Origin of the sequence: Siccirubricoccus soli (genome assembly GCF_024178315.1) — a bacterium.
GTDB lineage: Bacteria > Pseudomonadota > Alphaproteobacteria > Acetobacterales > Acetobacteraceae > Siccirubricoccus > Siccirubricoccus soli.
In genome coordinates, this window is sequence record NZ_JAMZIK010000158.1 from 1 (window position 1) to 16604 (window position 16604).

Sequence of the window (16604 nt, forward strand, 5' to 3'; positions counted from 1 at the left end):
TACCAGTCGATCTCGCCATTCTGCAGCGCGGCGGAGGCGGTGGCCGGATCGGTGATGATGTGCCATTCGACGCGGTCGAAATAGGCCACCTTCGGGCCGGCGGTCAGGCTCGGCGTGCCGCTCGCCACCGGCTGGTAGTCCGGGTTGCGGGCATAGGCGGCGAAGCTGCCGGAATTGTACTCATTGGCCAGGAAGCGGAAGGGACCGCTGCCCACCGTCTCGCGGATCTGCTGGTAGGGGTCGGTCGCGGCGATCCGCGCCGGCATGATGAAGGCGGCGGGGTTGGAGGGGTTAGCCAGGGCGTCGAACAGCCGCGGGAAGGGCCGCTTCAGGCGGAACTGCAGGCGCGTGTCGTCCAGCGCCGCCAGCTCCTCGACCAGCGGCTCCAGCTTCTGGCCGTTGGAATTGCGCTTCATCCAGCGCTTCAGGCTGGCAACGCAGTCGCTGGCGCGGACCGGCTCGCCATCGTGGAATTTCAGCCCGCTGCGCAGGGTGATGGCGATGCGCTTGCCGTCATCCTCCACCGTGTGGCCGGCGGCCATCTGCGGCTGCGGCTGGAAACTCGCATCCATGCCATAGAGCACGTCATAGACCAGCCAGGCGTGGTTGCGGGTGACGTTGGCGGTGGTCCAGATCGGGTCCAGGCTGGTGAGGTTGGCCTGGGGCACGAATTTCAGCACCCGGCCGGCACTGGCCTGGGCGTTGGCGAAGCGGGGCGCAGCCAGGGCGGCGGCACCGGCCCCCAGCACATCGCGGCGACGAATCATGGTCAGCCTTTCTTCAGGTTCCAGAACACGGGCATGCCCTTTGCCACCTCGCTCAGGGTGCGGCGATAGGCGATGGATTGGGAATACCGGCCGAGCGGCAGGGTAGGTACCTCCTCGACGGCCAGGGCTTGCATCTCCCGTGCCGCCTGCTGAGCGGCAAGGTCGGTGGCGACGACGGGATCGAGAATGCCGGGATCCGGCTGCGGGATGAACTTCAGCGCCCGGTTCGCCGCCGGCGGGGCAATGGCTGATTGCGGCAATACGCCCACGGCGCCCGCGGCCGCGGCGCCGCGCAGCAGCTCCCGACGGTGCATTCTGGTCTCCCCGGCGGCCGTCCCTGCCGTTTCGGGGAGTGAAGCGCGGAACGGCCAAGGGACGCAAGGAGGGGGCGCAAGACGCCCCAGGCGGAGCCAGGCCCGTCAGCGCCTGCCAGCCTCCCGGACCGTCGGGGCCGGTTGCCCGTCCAGGGCGTCAGCCCTTGCTGACGTTCCAGAACATCGGCAGCCCCTTCAGCACCCCGGTCAGGTTGTTGCGATAGCTCCAGGGTTGGAAATACTGGCCGGCCGGCAGGTAGGGCACCTCGCGGAAGGCTTCCTCCTGGATCTCGGCGGCGATCTTCTGCTGCGCGGCAAGATCGGGTGCATCGAACCAAGCCTGCCGCAGTTCCTCCAGCTTCGGCATGGTGGGCCAGCCGAACCAGGCGTTGGCGCCATTGCCGCGCAGGCCGAGATGCCCGGCCGGGCTGAAGAAATCGAGCCCGGTGAAGAAGGTGAGGAAGACGTTCCAGCCGCCCTGGTCCGGCGGGTTGCGGTTGGCCCGCCGGTTCACCACGCTGCCCCAATCGGTCGAGACGTAGTCCACGTTCATGCCGGATTTCTGCAGCATGTCATTGCAGACCTGCGCCAGCGCATTCAGGCTCGGGAAGTCGGAGGCGGCGATCAGCGTCACCTTCTCCCCCTTGTAGCCGGCGGCGGCCAGGTCGCGCTTGACCTTGTCGTAGTCACGGGGCGAGGTGAGCACATCGAGCCCGACCTCGGACGCGAAGGGCGTGCCGGGCGGGAAGAAGCCCACCCCCTCGCGCCACATGGATTTGTCGGTGCCGATCACCGCCGTCATGTAGTCCGCCTGGTTGACGGCGCCGAGCAGGGCACGGCGGATGGCGGGGTTGTTGAAGGGCGGGTGCAGGTGGTTGAAGCGGACCAGCGCCATCAGCCCGGTGCGGTCATACTGCTCCACCACCACATTGCGCATGCGGGAAAGCCGCGGCAGGAGATCGGCGGTCGGCTGCTCCCACCAATCCATCTCGCCGGATTGCAGTGCGGCGGCGGCGGTGGAGGCGTCGGGGATGACGTGCCATTCCACCCGGTCGAAATTCACCACCTTGGGGCCGGAGGTGAATTCCGGCGTGCCGTTGCTGCGCGGCACGTAGTCGGTGAACTTCTCGTAGACCAGCAGGCTGCCCGGCACCCGCTCGCTGGCCGCGAAGCGGAAGGGGCCGCTGCCGATGTTGTCGCGGATCGGGGTGTTCGGGTCGCTGTTCGCGATCTGCTCCCGCATGATGAAGCAGACGGGCGAGGCGGGTTTCGCCAGCGCGTCGATGAGGAGCGCGAAGGGCTTCTTCAACCGGAAGCTGAATTTGCGGTCGTCTTCCACCACCAAATCGTCGAGGACCGCCATGATGGCCTGACCCATGGCGTCCCGCGCCGCCCAGCGCTTGACGCTGGCCACCGCGTCACGGGCGCGCACCGGCTCGCCATCGTGGAATTTCAGCCCCTGGCGCAGCGTGATGGTGACACGGCGGCCGCCATCCTCCACCGCATGGCCTTCCGCCATCTGCGGCTGCGGCTTGAACTCATTGTCCACGCCGTACAGCGTGTCGTAGATGAGGTAGCCGTGGTGGCGGCTGACATAGGCGGTGGTCACGATGGGATCGACCACCGCGACATCGGCCTGAGGGATGAATTTCAACAGGCGGGTTGCACCCTGCGCCGAAGCAGGCGCCGCGAGGGGCAAGGCAGCCGCACCGGCGGCGCCGAGGAGGAAGCTGCGACGATCCATGGCGGCGGTCCCATGCGAGTGAAGCCGATTTGGCAAACCCTATTCGGCGGCGGAACGCAAGAGTGGATTACGGTGCGGACTCGTGTGATCGAGACGTGCTGGCTTAACCCTCGATTCAGAAACGCCGCCGAACGTGATGCGAGGAGCGGCACTTTGCCCATCCTGAGTGCGTGACGTCACCAGCCCGTGGTTTGTGTGCACCGCGGCATTTGCGTAGATGACTGGCCCCAGGATGCAGCCGATGATCGCATTGTTCCGAACGCCGAGCTCTCTTGCCGACCACAAGCTGGTGCGGCTCGCGGGTGAATTCTTTCGCTTCGGCGTCGTCGGCGTCGCCGGCTTCATCGTCGACGCCGCGGTGCTGATGGCCGGCATTGCGCTCGGGCTCGGCCCCTGGCTGGGCCGTGCCTTGTCCTACCTGCTCGGCGCCACCACCACCTTCGCGCTGAACCGGGCCTGGACCTGGCGGCATGCGCCGCGCGATGCGGTGGGCCGCCGCTGGGCGCTGTTCCTGCTGGTGAATCTGGTTGGCTTCGCCTGCAACTACGGCACCTACGCTTTCATGCTCACCCACCTTCCGCTGGCCGCCGCGCACCCCGTGATCGGGGTCGCAGCGGGATCCCTGGCGGGCATGGTGGGGAATTTCCTCCTCAGCCGGCGCTTCGTCTTCGCCCGCGGCGGCGAAGCCCGGCCCCTTCCGACCTGACAGCAACCGGTGGGTGAGATGTGCGACAGACCCAGCCTTCCCCCCTGCTGCCCAAGCCTGACCCGGCGCCGCCGGAGCCTGACCGCATGGGTGGGCTGATGCCGGCGGAGCCGCGCGGGCCGGAGGCCCAGCTCCTTTCCGCCGCGGCCGGCGATGCCGGCTGGGCCGGGCTGACCGGCGGCCTGGTACCGCTTGCCGGCATGCGCCCGGCCGCGGTGCACCTGCCGACAACCGTACCGCCGGCGCTGGCCGGATTGCTGGTCGCCGCCAGCGATTCCCTTGCCACCACCCTGGCCGGGGCGCTGTTGCAGGCGGTGCCCCTGCCCTTCCGCTTGCCCTCCGTGGCGCTGATCGGCTTCGTTGCTCTGGCGATGCCGCTGCTGGCCGCCGGCCTCGGCGCCTATGCGCCGGGGCGGCTGTTCGGCGGCCGGCGGGCCAGCCCGCCGGCCCTGGCCGGGCTCGCCCTGACCCTCTTCGGCATGGCGGGGGCCGCCACCGCGCTCGGCGCCGGCCATGCCTTCCGGCTGGAACTGGCCGGGCTCTGGCTGGCCCTGGCCGCGCCGCTGCTGCTGGCCGGCCGGGCCGCCGCCAGCTCCGGTTTGCGGGCCCTCTCGGCCCGGGTGCGGCAGCGCGCGGTGCTGGTGGGGGATGGGCCGCAGGCCAGCCGCTTCGCCGCCGCCGTGGCGCAGCAGCCCAATACCGGCCTCCGCCTCATCGGCCAGGTGGATGACGGCCATGGCCGCGGCAGCGTCGCCGCCATGATGCCGGGCCTGCCGCGGCTCGGCGACCTCAACGCGCTCTGCCAGCTCATCCGCCGCGGCGGGGTGGACCAGGTCATCCTCGCCCTGCCCTGGACGGAGGAGACCCGCGTGGCGGCGGTGATGCAGGTGCTGGCGGACTACCCGGTGGATGTCCGCCTGGCACCGGACCTGCTCGCCTATCGCTGCGGCGGGGCGGCAGAGCGGCTGCTGCTGCACCGCCTGGCCGATCGGCCGATCAGTGGCTGGGCCGCCGTGGTCAAGACGGCGGAGGACTACCTGCTGGCAGGCTGCGCCCTGCTGGTCGCGGCGGTGCCGATGGCGCTGATCGCGCTGGCGGTGCGGCTGGACAGCCCGGGGCCGATCCTGTTCCGCCAGCGCCGTACGGGCTTCAACAACAACGAATTCCACGTGCTGAAATTCCGCACCATGTATGTGGACCAGACGGACCACCGGGCGGAGCGGCAGGTGACGGCAGGTGACCCGCGGGTGACGCGCGTCGGCGCCATCCTGCGCCGCACCTCGCTGGACGAGCTGCCGCAGATCTTCAACGTGCTGAAGGGCGAGATGTCCTTCATCGGTCCCCGCCCGCACGCCCCAGGCACCCGCGCCGGCGGCCGGCCCTTCGAGCAGGTGGTGGCGCGCTACGCCGCCCGGCACCGGGTGAAGCCCGGCCTCACCGGCCTGGCCCAGGTGCGCGGCTGGCGCGGTCCGACGGAGACGGAGGAGAAGCTGATCCGCCGGGTCGAGAGCGACCTGGAATACATCGAGACCTGGTCGCCCTGGCTCGACTTCACCATCCTGGTGCGCACCCTGCTCGCCGTCGTCCGGATGAAGAACGCGCTCTGATCCCCTCATGCGGCGGCGCCATGCGCCGTCGCATGAGGGACCTCGGGCACGGCCTTCCGGTGGATCCACATGGCCGGACGTGCCAGGGGCTCACCCCGCCCTGGAAACGCCATCGTCCGGCGCTATCCTGCGCAAGGGTCCAGGCAGAATCGCCTGTGGCCGCAGGAGAGTGTTGTGCCCGATTTCCACGCCGAGGCGCGCCCCGCCACGCTGCCGCCCCTGGCAGCCCCGGCCCCTCGCATCGCCGTCCTCATCCCCTGCTACAATGAGGAGGTGGCGATCCCCCGCGTCATCGCCGCCTTCCGCGCCGCCCTGCCCCAGGCGGTGATCCATGTCTATGACAACAACTCCAGGGACCGGACCGTGGAGGCGGCGCGCGCCGCCGGGGCCGTGGTCCGGCAGGAGAGCCTGCAGGGCAAGGGACATGTCGTCCGCCGCATGTTCGCCGATGTCGAGGCCGATGCCTATGTGCTGGTCGATGGCGACGACACCTATGAGGCCGCAGCGGCGCCCGAGATGCTGCGGCGCCTGTTCGCCGAGCGGCTCGACATGGTCACCGGCATCCGGGTGACGGAGGAGGCGAAGGCCGCTGCCGCCTACCGCCCCGGCCACCAGCTCGGCAATGCGGTGCTGACGGGCATGGTCCGCCGCGTCTTTGGCGACCGGATCAGCGACATGCTCTCCGGCTACCGTGTCTTCTCCCGCCGCTTCGTGAAGAGCTTTCCTGCGCTCGCCTCCGGCTTCGAGACGGAGACGGAGTTCACCGTCCATGCGCTGGAGCTGAAGCTGCCGGTGGGCGAGGTGCGGACCGCCTACAAGGAGCGCCCGGCCGGCTCCGCCAGCAAGCTCAGCACCTACAAGGACGGGTTCCGCATCCTGCGCACCATCCTCATCCTGGTGCAGCGGGAGCGGCCGCTGATGTTCTTCTCCGCCGCCGGTGGGCTGCTGCTGCTGCTCGCCGTGCTGCTGGCGGTGCCGCTGATCCGCACCTTCCTCGCCACCGGCCTGGTGCCACGGCTGCCGACGGCGGTGCTGTCCACCGGCCTTGTCCTGCTCTCCTTCCTCTCCTTCGCCTGCGGCCTGATCCTGGACACCGTGACGCGCGGCCGGCAGGAGGCGAAGCGCATCGCCTATCTCGCCATCCCCGGCCCGGATTTCGATCCGGCGCATATCCCCGTCCCGTGCGACCGCCGCGACCCGCAGGGCCAGAGGGCCTAGAATCTCCGCAGACCGCTGCGCGGCTTTGTGGGCCCCGTCATTCGCTGAATGCCGCCGGCCTTGTTCAGCCTGCCATGGCCAAGCCGCGGCAGGACACCGGGCCGAGCAGGGCCGGCTTTGCAGGGCGTGCTCAGCCGGGCGCCAGCGGCAGCCCGACGTAATTCTCCGCCAGCGTCATGGCGCCGGCGGCGGAGTTGCAGACATAGTCCAGCTCCGCAAGCCGCAGCTTGTGCTCGAAGAGGTCGTCGCCGTCGAAGCGGTGCAGCAGGGAGGTCATCCACCAGGAGAAGCGCTGCGCCTTCCAGACGCGCGCCAGCGCCCGGCCGGAATAGGCCTCCAGCAGCGCCGTGCCCCGGCCGCGGTAGAAGGCTTCCAGCGCCTGCGCCAGCACGCGGATATCGGCGATGGCGAGGTTCATGCCCTTCGCCCCGGTCGGCGGCACGATATGGGCGGCGTCGCCCGCCAGGAACAGCCGGCCGAAGCGCATCGGCTCCACCACGAAGCTGCGCATCGTGGTGACGCCCCGCTGCAGGATGGGCCCCTCCTTCACCGGAGAGCCGTGGTCGCGATGGGCGAGGCGGGCATGCAGCTCCGCCCAGATCCGGTCATCCGACCATTGGGTGAGATCCTCCTCCGGCCGGCACTGGATGTAGAGCCGCGACAGGGTCGGGCTGCGCATCGTCGCCAGGGCGAAGCCGCGCTCATGCCGGGCATAGATCAGCTCATGGGAAGCGGGCGGCGCGGCGGCGAGGATGCCGAGCCAGGCGAAGGGGTACACCCGTTCATAGGCACGCAACACGCCGGCCGGGATGCTGTCCCGGCAGATGCCATGGAAGCCGTCGCAGCCGGCGATGACGTCGCAATGCAGCCTCTGCGCTATGCCCTCATGCACGAAGCTGATGGAAGGGGCGTCGGTCTCGAGGTCATGCAGCGCGACCCGGTCCACCTCGAACAGCAGGGGCGCGCCGGCGCCGAGGCGGACGGCGATGAGGTCCTTCACCACCTCCTGCTGGCCGTAGATTGTCACGCGCTTGCCGGTCAGCCCGGTCAGCGGAATGCGGTGGCTCTGGCCATCGAAGCGCAGCTCCAGCCCCTCATGCACCATCGCCTCGCGATGCAGCCGTTCCGCCACCCCGGCTTCGGTCAGCACCTCCACCGTGCCCTGTTCCAGCAGCCCGGCGCGGATGCGCTCCTCGACGTGGGTACGGGAGCGGTTCTCCAGCACCACGCTCTCGATGCCTGCGAGGTGCAGCAGATGGCCGAGCAGCAGCCCGGCCGGCCCGGCCCCCACGATTCCGACCTGCGTCCGCATCGCCGCCCTCCCTTTCCGCCTGTATCTGTCGCCCGCATGGCCAAGGGCAAGCGGATGCGGCAGCATCGGCGCAGAGGAGCTGCCCATGTCCCGTATCCTGTACGATCTGGCCGGTGCCGACCCGGCCCGCCGCTTCAGCCCCTTCTGCTGGCGCATCCGCATGGCGCTGGCGCATAAGGGGCTGCCGGTCGAGACCATCCCCTGGCGCTTCACCGAGAAGGAGAAGATCGCCTTCTCCGGCCAGGGGTTGGTGCCGGTGCTGGTGGACCATGGGCACGTCCTGCACGAATCCTGGGACATCGCCTGCTGGCTGGAAGCCCGCTACCCGGACCGGCCGAGCCTGTTCGGCGGCCCCGCCGGGCAGGCGGCCACGCGCTTCCTGAATTCCTGGGCGGACAGCGCCCTGCACCCCTGGATCGCCCGGCTGGTGGTGCGGGACATCCTGGACGTGATCCGGCAGGAGGATAAGGGCTATTTCCGCGAAAGCCGGGAGAAGCGCTTCGGCACCACGCTGGAGGAATGGGTGGCGGAGCGCGACCGGCTGGTGGTGGAGTTCCGCAAGGCGCTGCAGCCGGTGCGCCTCACGCTGCGGGCCCAGCCCTGGCTGGCCGGCGCGGCGCCGGGCTATGCCGACTACATCGTCTTCGGCGCCTTCCAATGGGCCCGCTGCACCAGCCCCTTCCGGCTGCTGGAGGAGGGCGACCCGGTCTTCGCCTGGCGCGCCCGGGTGATGGAGCTGTTCGGCGGGCTTGCGCGGGACGCCCTCGGCTACGAAGTGTAGGAGGGCTCTCGGGGAGACGACCGATGGATGACCGGATGGAGACGGGCGCGGTCTGCGGCCCGGACGGGTGCGAGGTGCCGCAGTCTGCGGCGGCCGCCACGACGCTGCCGCTGGGGCGCGCGCCCTCGCGCATTGACATCGTCTCCGACGCCATCTGCCCCTGGTGCTGGGTCGGCAAGCGCAACCTGGAAGGCGCCCTGGCCCAACTTGCCGAAGAGGGCGAGCGCTTCGAGGTGCATTGGCACCCTTTCCAGCTCAATCCCGAGATGCCGCGGGAGGGGGTGGAGCGGGAGGCCTATCGGGCGGCGAAATTCGGCAGCCTGGAGAAATCCCAGGCGGCGGATGCGCGCGTCGCCGCCGCCGGCCGCGCCGCGGGGCTGGAATTCCAGCACAAGCTGATGCGGCGCACGCCCAACACCGTCGATGCCCACCGGGTCATCGCCCTGGCCGGGCAGCGCGGCCCGGCGGCGCAGAGTGCCGTGGTGGAGGCGCTGTTCCGCGCCTATTTCCAGGAGGGCAAGGATATCGGCGACCGCGCGGTGCTGGCCGCGGTGGCCGGTTCGGCCGGGCTGGAGACGGCGGAGATCGCCGCCTTCCTGGACAGCGGCGCCGGCGAGGCCGAGGTGCGGCAGCAGGATTTCAGCTTCCGCCAGGCGGGCCTCTCCGGCGTGCCGACCTTCGCGCTGGACGGGCATGTGGTGTTCAGCGGCGCCATGCCGCCGGAGCAGATGGCCGAGGCCTTCCGACGTGGGCTCGCGATCCTGCGGCAAAGGGCGGCTTAAAGGGCGGGGGCGCTGCCCCGTTGGCGGCAGTGCCGCAACCCCGCCGGGGACCGGACCGGGCTCCGGACCCCGGTGTGGGTCGGGGGCGTCGGCCTGGGCCGGGTCTGATGGGGCGGTGGCCTTTCGGTGAGAGGCCCTGCAGGCGGTGCCACAAGCTTGGCATCGCTTGCCCGCGCCCCAGCTTGCGGCGAACATCGGCGCGTCACGCTGATGGGATGTGCCCAATGAGGCTTCACCGCTCTGCCCTTGTCGCCGCCACGCTGGCCCTGCTGCCGGGAACGGCGCTGGCGCACCACGCCATGGGCGGCGCCCTGCCGCAAAGCGCCTGGGAGGGCATCGTCTCCGGCCTTGCCCATCCGGTAATCGGGCTGGATCACCTGGCCTTCCTGCTGGCAGGTGGGCTGCTGGCGGCGATGCTGCCGGGCTGGGCTGGCTTTGCCGCGCTGGCGGCCTTTCTCGGCGCCGGGGTGGTCGGGGCGCTGCTGCACCTGGCGGGCACCGGGATGGGCCCGGTGGAGGCGGTGGTCGCCCTCAGCGTGCTCGGCGCCGGCGCGGCGCTGCTGCTGGCACCGGGGCGACTGCCCGCGCTGTCACTCTGGCTGGTCCCGGGCTTCGCCCTGGCCGGGCTGTTCCATGGCCATGCCTATGCCGAGGCGGTGGCGGGCTCGCCCTTCGGCACCGTGCTCGCCTATCTGCTGACGCTGCTGCTCTCCCAGGCCGCGATTGCCGGGGTGGCGATGGCGGTCGCGCTGCGGCTGACGCTGCCGGCGCTGGCACGCGGCCTGGCCGGCGGCGGCGCCGTCATCATCGGCAGCGCCGCCCTGGCTGTGGCCCTGCTGGCCTGATCCCGCCCGGCGCAGGCTGCGCGAGTCTCTTCCAAGGCAGCAAAGCCTGAGCCGCCGGAGACGGTGCGGAAATTAGAGCAGATCGCCGTAGGGCAGCATCGTCGAAGACGTGATTCCGCTCCGCAAACAAAGACGTAGAGCATTCTCGGTGAACGCATGCGAACGGAAAATGCTCTAAGAGCGCCTCTCAAAACCGGCTATCGGCAGGCCCAAGCCAATGAAATTATGGGCCAGCTGGAGGTTTTGTTTTTCGCTCTAATACGTCGCCCGCCCGCCCGAGACGTCGAACACGCCGCCGGTCGAGAAGCTGCAATCCTCGCTGGCCAGCCAGCAGACCAGCGCCGCGATCTCCTCCACCTGGGCGAAGCGCCCGGCCGGGATCTTGGACAGCATGTAGGCGATCTGCGCCTCGGTCATCTGTTTGAAGATGTCCGTCTTGGCCGCGGCGGGCGTCACGCAATTCACCCGCACGCCGGTCGTCGCCAGCTCCTTCCCCAGCGACTTGGTCAGGCCGATGACGCCGGCCTTGGCGGCGGAATAGGCGGCAGCGTTCGGGTTGCCCTCCTTCCCCGCGATGCTGGCGATGTTCACGATGCGGCCGTAATCCCGCGCCCGCATTCCCGGCACCACCGCCCGGCAGCAGAGGAAGACGCCGGTCAGGTCGATCTCGATCACCTGCCGCCAGGCATCAACCGGGTAGCTCTCCACCGGCGCATTCGGCCCGGTGATGCCGGCATTGGCGACGAGGATATCGACGGGGCCGAGCGCCTTCTCTGTGCCGGCCAGCGCCGCGGCGATCGCCGCCTCGCTCGTCACGTCCACCTTGGCCGCGAAGCCGCCCAGCCGGGCGGCCACCGCCTCGGACTCCGCCAGATCGACATCCCAGATGGCCACCCGCGCGCCGCTCGCCACCGCGCGCTCGGCAATCGCCAGGCCGATGCCACGCGCCCCGCCGGTGACCACCGCGACGCGGCCCTTCAGGTCCAGTGCATTCATCGCGTCCTCCTCCCGCTCTCGCGGGCAGGCTACCGGCTCGGCGCCTCGGCCGGAAGCGGCAGGGCAGAGATGATGACGACGGCGTTGGCGTAGGGGTATTCGTCGGTCATCGTCAGATCGATGCGCGGCGTCATGCCGGGCGGCACCAGGCCAGCCAGCCGGGCTGCCGCGCCGCCGGTGAAGACCATGGTCGGCTGGCCGGATTTCAGGTTCACCACGCCGAGGTCACGGAAGAACACGCCGGCGCGGAAGCCGGTGCCGAGCGCCTTGGACGCCGCCTCCTTCGCCGCGAAGCGCTTGGCATAGGTGGCGGCGCGGATGCGCTCCGTCCGCCGCTCCGCCTTGGCGCGCTCCAGCGGGGTGAAGACCCGTTCGAGGAAGCGGTCGCCATGCCGGGCAATGGTCTGCTCGATGCGGCGGATATCCACCGTATCGTTGCCGAGGCCGAGGATCATCCGCGCGCGCGTTCCACCCTGAGATTGTCGGCCGGCGCCCGCAGCGCCGCCATGATCCGCTCCAGATGACGGAGGTCGGTGACCTCCACATCCAGCGCCACTTCCAGCGACTCGGCGTCCCGGTGCTGGACCTTGAGGCCGGTGACAGCGCCATCCTGCTGCGCCACGCATTCCGTCAGCGCGGCGAGGGCGGAGCTGCGGGTGCGGGTCTCCACAATGATGCGGCCGATCCGGCCGCCGCCCACCGTCTCGTCCCAGTCCACATCCAGGAAGCGCTCCGGCGTCGCCGCGAAATTCTCCAGCGTATGGCAATCCGCGGCGTGGATGGTCACGCCCTTGCCGGTGGTGACGATGCCGACGATGCGCTCCCCGGGCAGCGGGTGGCAGCAGCCGGCGAAATGATAGGGCATGCCGCTGACCAGCCCGGTGATCGGGATGGCGTTCAGTCCCGACGCCCTGCCGCGCTCCCCGCCCGGACGGCCGAGCAGGGGGCTGGCGCCGATCCGCGCGCGCGGCCGCACCAGCGGCGAGGGATCCGCGGCGCGGGGCGGGATGCGCAGCTCCGGCACCGCCGCGTGCAGCACCTCCTTCGGCGAAAGGGTCCCGGCGCCGACAGCGGTGTAGAGCTCCTCCAACCCCGGCTGCTTCAGCGGCTTCAGCGCACCTTCCAGCAGCTTCTCCGTCGCATCCAGCCCTTCCTGGCGGAAGGCCCGCACGATGGCGGAGCGGCCGCTTTCCCGGTTCTCCTCCTTCTGCCGCGCATGGACGAAGCGGCGAATGCGCGCCCGCGCCTTGCCGGTGACGACGAAGCGTTCCCAGGCCGGGTTGGGCTGGCCGCCGCGGGCGGTGATGATCTCCACCTGGTCGCCATTCTCGAGCTGGTGGCGCAGCGGCACAATCTTGCCGTTGACCTTGGCGCCGACACAGGTGTCGCCGACTTGGCTGTGCACCTCATAGGCGAAATCCACCGGCGTCGCGCCGCGTGGCAGCTCGATCAGGTCGCCCTTGGGGGAGAAGCAGAAGACCAGGTCGCGATGCAGCTCGAGCTTGGTGTGGTCGAGGAATTCCTGCGCGCCCTCGGCATTCTCCAGGATGTCGAGCAGCGCCCGCACCCAGGGGTAGCGGCGGCCGCGGGAGCCTTGGCCCTCCGGCCCCTGCTTGTAGATCCAGTGCGCGGCGACGCCGTATTCCGCCACCTCATGCATCTCGCGGGTGCGGATCTGCACCTCGATCTTGGCGTTCCGCCGTTCCGGCACCGTCACCCCGGTATGCAGGGACTGGTAGCCATTGGTCTTCGGGGTCGAGATGTAGTCCTTGAAGCGGCCGGGTACGACCCGATAGGCGTCGTGCACCGCGCCGAGCGCGACGTAGCAGGCGGCCCGGTCCTCGACCAGAACGCGGAAGGCCATGACGTCCGAGAGCGCCTCGAAGGCCACGTTCTTCTTCTGCATCTTGCGCCAGATGGAATAGGGCGATTTCTCCCGCCCCGTCACGTCCAGCGCGGCAACGCCATGCTTGGCGAGGACGCGGCGCAGATCCTGCTCGATCTCCCGGATCAGGTCGGCGCCCTGGCCGCGCAGGAAGGTCAGGCGCGCGGCGATGGTCTGGCGCGCTTCCGGGTGCAGCTCCTGGAAGGCGAGCGTCTCCAGCTCGGTCTTCAGCGCATCCATCCCGATACGCTCGGCCAGCGGCGCGAAGATCTCCATCGTCTCGCGCGCCGTCTTCTGCCGGCGGGCGGGCTGCGGCACGAAATGCAGCGTGCGCATGTTGTGCAGGCGGTCGGCCAGCTTGACGAGGAGGACGCGGATGTCCTCGCTCATCGCCAGCACCAGCTTGCGCAGGTTCTCAGCCTGCTTGGTGCGCTCCGATTGCAGCTCGATCCGCGTCAGCTTGGTGACGCCATCCACCAGCCGAGCGACTTCCGGCCCGAATTGCCGCTCGATCTCCTTGAGGCCGACGGCGGTGTCCTCCGCCACGTCATGCAGCAGGGCGGTGGCGATGGTGGCGCTGTCCAACCGGTAATCGGCCAGGATGCCGGCGACGGCGAGCGGGTGGGTGATGTAGGGGTCGCCATTCTCCCGCTGCTGCGTCGCATGCGCCTCGGCGGCGACGCGGCCGGCGCGCTCCAGCAGGGAGAGATCGGCGCGGGGGTCGTAGGCGGCGACGCGCTGCACCAGCGCGGCGACCTCGGCCAGCCCCGGCGGGCTGACAGGGGCGGCCACTCCGGCAGCCACCCCCTCCGGCGCAAGCGGCACCGGGGCGGAACGCGGCCCGATGTCGCCGGCGCTCAACGTCCTGCGCTCAGCGGCGGCCGCTGCCCAACTCGGCAGCGATGGCCGCTTCGATGTCGTCCGGCGACATGTCCTCGAGGCCCTGGCCCTCGGCGGGCAGCTCCTCGTTCACATCCATGACGCCGAAGATGTTCTCGTCCGTGGCGATGAGGTCGAGCACCTCCTCCTCCGCCGGCTCCGGCTCCGGGGCGCGCTGCAGGGATTTGATGAGGTCGGCCTCGATGGCGTCCAGGGCAATGGTTTCGTCGGCGATCTCACGGAGTGCAACCACCGGATTCTTGTCATTATCCCGGTCAACCGTCAGCTCCTCGCCCCGGCTGATGTTGCGGGCGCGCTGGGCGGCCAACAGCACCAGCTCGAACCGGTTCGGAACCTTGACGATGCAATCTTCGACGGTGACGCGCGCCATGCCGGCCTCATGCGTTGAATGGGCAGGCGCCGGCCCGGGAAGGGCCAGCCTGCGGATTCGTGAAACTTCCAGATAGACAGAGCCAGGGCAAACTGCAAGGACCGCGACGGCGAGCCCCGGCCGCGGCGTGAAGCTGGCGTCCCGCTTCCGCAGCCCTGCGGCCTGCCCTGGCCTGGCCCGCACCGCCCGTCATCCCGCCAAGGGCTTCAGGGGGTTACTCCGCCACGGGCTCCGGCGCCGGCTCCGCCGCGAGGGCGGCGCGCAGCGCATCCAGCCCCAGCCCGAGCCCGGGATGCACCCAGCCCGGCGCCACATCCGCCAGCGGGTCCAGCACGAAGCGGCGCAGATGCGCCCGGGGATGTGGCAGGATGGGGGCGGGCCCCGGCCGCACCAGATCGCCGATGGCGATGAGATCCAGGTCCAGCCGCCGCGGCGCGTTCGGGAAGGGCCGCTCCCGCCCCGCCGCAGCCTCGATCCCGTGCAGCGCGGCCAGCAGCGCCGCCGGGTCCGGCACCTCCCCCTCCAGCCGTGCCACCCCGTTGATGAAGGGCGGCGCACCGGGCGGCGAATCCACCGGCAGGGTGCGATACCAGCGGGAGAGGGCGAGCAGCCGGAGCCCCGGCAGCCGATCCAGCGCCACAGCAGCGGCACGGCAGGTCGCGAGTGGGGATTCATTGCACGATCCCGGCAAATTCGCGCCTAAAGCGATAAGGACCACCTTTTCTTGCTTCCTAATCCCTATCACACGCCTACTATCCGGCCCGCCAATCCGGCATGCACCAGATTTCGCGAGCCCAGCTTGTCGCCTGAACGTATTGAACGAGTCGCGCTCTTCATCGATGGCGCGAACCTCTATGCCGCGTCCCGGACCCTTGGCTTCGACGTGGACTATAAGAACCTGTTGGGATACTTCCGACAAAAATCCTATCTAGTCCGTGCCTACTATTACACGGCGTTGCTGGAGACGGAAGAATACTCCCCTCTGCGGCCATTGGTCGACTGGCTCGGCTACAATGGTTACACAGTTGTCACCAAACCGGCCAAGGAGTTCACCGACGCCACCGGCCGTCGGCGGGTGAAGGGCAGCGTCGATATCGAAATGGCGGTGGACGTGCTGGACCTCTGCCCCCATCTCGACCACGTCATCATCTTCTCCGGCGATGGAGATCTGCGGCGGCTGGTGGAATCCGTGCAGCGCCGGGGGGTGCGGGTGACGGTCGTCTCCACCATCCGGACCCAGCCCGCCATGATCGCCGATGAGCTGCGCCGCCAAGCGGACGCCTTTTTCGACCTCTCGGACCTGGCCGAGCACATCACCCGCCGCCAGGTGGAGCCGCGGCCCCGGGCGCCGGTGGTTGCGCCTCGCCCGGCGGCCGCCGGCCGGGCTACTCCGGCCGAGCCTTTCCGGGAGCTGCCGGACCTGCCGGAGTGAGCGGCACAGGCGCCGGCGGGCCCCTCCCCGGCCCGGAGGCAGCGCCCGAGCCCGGGCGCGACTGCCCGCTCTGCCCGCGGCTGGTGGCGCTGCGCCAGGCCAACCGCGCTGCCTTTCCCGAATGGCACAACGCCCCGGTTCCGAGCTGGGGGCCGCCCGCTTCCCGCATCCTGGTGCTCGGCATGGCGCCCGGGCAGCGGGGGGCAAACCGCACCGGCCGGCCCTTCACCGGCGACCATGCCGGCAAGCTGCTCTACGCCACCCTGCTGAAATTCGGCCTGGCCCGGGGCGAGTACCAGGAGCGGCCGGATGACGGCATGGAGCTGACCGGCTGCCGGGTGACCAATGCGGTGCGCTGCGTACCCCCGGCCAATCTGCCGGAACCGGCGGAGGTGAGGGCCTGCAACCAGTTCCTGGCCGGGGAATTGCAGCGCATGCCGAACCTCCGGGTGGTGCTGGCGCTCGGTGTGCTGGCGCATGCGGCGCTGCTGCGGGCGCTCGGCCTCAAGCCCAGCCGCATCCCCTTCGGCCATGGCGCGCGGCACGCGCTGCCCGGCGGGCTGATGCTGGCCGACAGCTACCATGTCAGCCGCTACAACACCTCCACCCGCCGGCTGACGGCGGAGATGTTCGAGGCGGTGATGGCCGGGGTGGTCGCGGAGGCCGGGTAGCGGCGCCGCGCCATGCCGATGGCCCCGGTCGCCGCCGCGCCCGACCCTCCCGGATACCGGGCGCAAGCTGCCGGTTGCCTGGTTCCCGCGCCGGGCGCGAGCAGCCTTCGCGGCCTGGAGCCGCTCTAGGATGTTTGGTCCCGGCATTTGGTGGTGCGGGTCAGCGGTAAACCTGTGTGGCTCGGTGGCCCATGATCGGCAGATGAACTCGTAGGGGGTGAGGCCCTTCAGCGTCTTGAGCCGCCTGGCGTAGTTGTAGGCGTTGAGGAACAGG

The 16604-nt window shown here is 70.1% G+C and carries 17 protein-coding genes and 1 pseudogene; 8 read left to right on the forward strand and 10 right to left on the reverse strand.

All coding sequences use genetic code 11. The annotated features are described in order from the left end of the window. The 3 genes from NJ376_RS22480 to NJ376_RS22490 form a co-directional block, all read right to left on the reverse strand. Positions 1-767 (reverse strand): ABC transporter substrate-binding protein (locus NJ376_RS22480; RefSeq protein ID WP_252955527.1); only part of this gene is annotated, 767 nt, incomplete at its 3' end. A 2-nt stretch (positions 768-769) separates the two neighbouring features. Next, a complete protein-coding gene (locus tag NJ376_RS22485; RefSeq protein WP_252955528.1) occupies positions 770-1081 on the reverse strand; it encodes a hypothetical protein in 312 nt (103 codons plus the stop codon). Between the two features lie 157 nt (positions 1082-1238). Beyond that, entirely contained in the window at positions 1239-2825 is a 1587-nt protein-coding gene (locus tag NJ376_RS22490) for an ABC transporter substrate-binding protein (protein WP_252955529.1), read from the reverse strand. Positions 2826-3066: 241 nt separating this feature from the next. Between NJ376_RS22490 and NJ376_RS22495 the strand changes: the two genes are divergently transcribed. From NJ376_RS22495 to NJ376_RS22505, 3 genes are all read left to right on the forward strand, one after another. Continuing rightward, on the forward strand, positions 3067-3531 hold the full coding sequence (locus NJ376_RS22495) for a GtrA family protein (RefSeq protein WP_252955530.1): 465 nt from the start codon (positions 3067-3069) through the stop codon (positions 3529-3531). An 86-nt stretch (positions 3532-3617) separates the two neighbouring features. Next, positions 3618-5138 (forward strand): exopolysaccharide biosynthesis polyprenyl glycosylphosphotransferase, encoded by a 1521-nt coding sequence (locus NJ376_RS22500; protein WP_252955531.1) that lies wholly within the window; start codon positions 3618-3620, stop codon positions 5136-5138. A 210-nt stretch (positions 5139-5348) separates the two neighbouring features. Then, positions 5349-6356: a glycosyltransferase family 2 protein gene (locus NJ376_RS22505; protein ID WP_256476529.1), complete on the forward strand. Its 1008-nt coding sequence runs from the start codon at positions 5349-5351 to the stop codon at positions 6354-6356. A gap of 130 nt (positions 6357-6486) precedes the next feature. On the opposite strand, the gene pobA is transcribed toward NJ376_RS22505, so the two are convergent. Further along, entirely contained in the window at positions 6487-7668 is a 1182-nt protein-coding gene (pobA, locus tag NJ376_RS22510; RefSeq protein ID WP_252955533.1) for a 4-hydroxybenzoate 3-monooxygenase, read from the reverse strand. Between the two features lie 85 nt (positions 7669-7753). On the opposite strand from pobA, the gene NJ376_RS22515 reads away from it, so the two are divergent. The 3 genes from NJ376_RS22515 (at position 7754) to NJ376_RS22525 (ending at position 10076) form a co-directional block, all read left to right on the forward strand. Next, positions 7754-8449 carry a glutathione S-transferase family protein gene (locus tag NJ376_RS22515; protein ID WP_252955534.1) on the forward strand — a complete coding sequence of 232 codons (696 nt, stop codon included), beginning with the start codon at positions 7754-7756 and terminating at the stop codon, positions 8447-8449. A gap of 23 nt (positions 8450-8472) precedes the next feature. Beyond that, positions 8473-9231 (forward strand): DsbA family oxidoreductase, encoded by a 759-nt coding sequence (locus tag NJ376_RS22520; RefSeq protein ID WP_252955535.1) that lies wholly within the window; start codon positions 8473-8475, stop codon positions 9229-9231. A gap of 224 nt (positions 9232-9455) precedes the next feature. Next, a complete protein-coding gene (locus tag NJ376_RS22525; protein ID WP_252955536.1) occupies positions 9456-10076 on the forward strand; it encodes a HupE/UreJ family protein in 621 nt (206 codons plus the stop codon). Positions 10077-10331: 255 nt separating this feature from the next. Here the strand turns inward: NJ376_RS22525 and NJ376_RS22530 are convergent, their stop codons facing one another. From NJ376_RS22530 to folK, 5 genes are all read right to left on the reverse strand, one after another. Beyond that, a complete protein-coding gene (locus tag NJ376_RS22530) occupies positions 10332-11072 on the reverse strand; it encodes an SDR family NAD(P)-dependent oxidoreductase (RefSeq protein WP_252955537.1) in 741 nt (246 codons plus the stop codon). Between the two features lie 29 nt (positions 11073-11101). Next, a complete protein-coding gene (acpS, locus tag NJ376_RS22535; RefSeq protein ID WP_252955538.1) occupies positions 11102-11527 on the reverse strand; it encodes a holo-ACP synthase in 426 nt (141 codons plus the stop codon). After that, the gene (locus NJ376_RS22540) at positions 11524-13818 is read right to left on the reverse strand and encodes a RelA/SpoT family protein (RefSeq protein ID WP_256476528.1); all 2295 of its coding nucleotides are present in this window, start codon (positions 13816-13818) and stop codon (positions 11524-11526) included. The genes acpS and NJ376_RS22540 overlap by 4 nt, the downstream gene beginning before the upstream one ends. A gap of 10 nt (positions 13819-13828) precedes the next feature. After that, the gene (gene rpoZ / locus NJ376_RS22545; protein ID WP_252955539.1) at positions 13829-14227 is read right to left on the reverse strand and encodes a DNA-directed RNA polymerase subunit omega; all 399 of its coding nucleotides are present in this window, start codon (positions 14225-14227) and stop codon (positions 13829-13831) included. 214 nt (positions 14228-14441) lie between these two features. Beyond that, a complete protein-coding gene (gene folK, locus NJ376_RS22550; protein WP_370288543.1) occupies positions 14442-14972 on the reverse strand; it encodes a 2-amino-4-hydroxy-6-hydroxymethyldihydropteridine diphosphokinase in 531 nt (176 codons plus the stop codon). Between the two features lie 54 nt (positions 14973-15026). Here folK and NJ376_RS22555 point away from each other — a divergent pair, with 54 nt between their 5' ends. After that, positions 15027-15659 carry a LabA-like NYN domain-containing protein gene (locus NJ376_RS22555; protein WP_252955541.1) on the forward strand — a complete coding sequence of 211 codons (633 nt, stop codon included), beginning with the start codon at positions 15027-15029 and terminating at the stop codon, positions 15657-15659. After that, complete coding sequence (locus tag NJ376_RS22560) at positions 15656-16330, forward strand: uracil-DNA glycosylase (protein WP_370288544.1); 675 nt, start codon at positions 15656-15658, stop codon at positions 16328-16330. Before NJ376_RS22555 ends, NJ376_RS22560 begins: the two co-directional genes overlap by 4 nt. A gap of 132 nt (positions 16331-16462) precedes the next feature. Here NJ376_RS22560 and NJ376_RS22565 read toward each other — a convergent pair. Next, positions 16463-16604, reverse strand: a pseudogene (locus tag NJ376_RS22565) (IS481 family transposase); the annotation flags it as partial.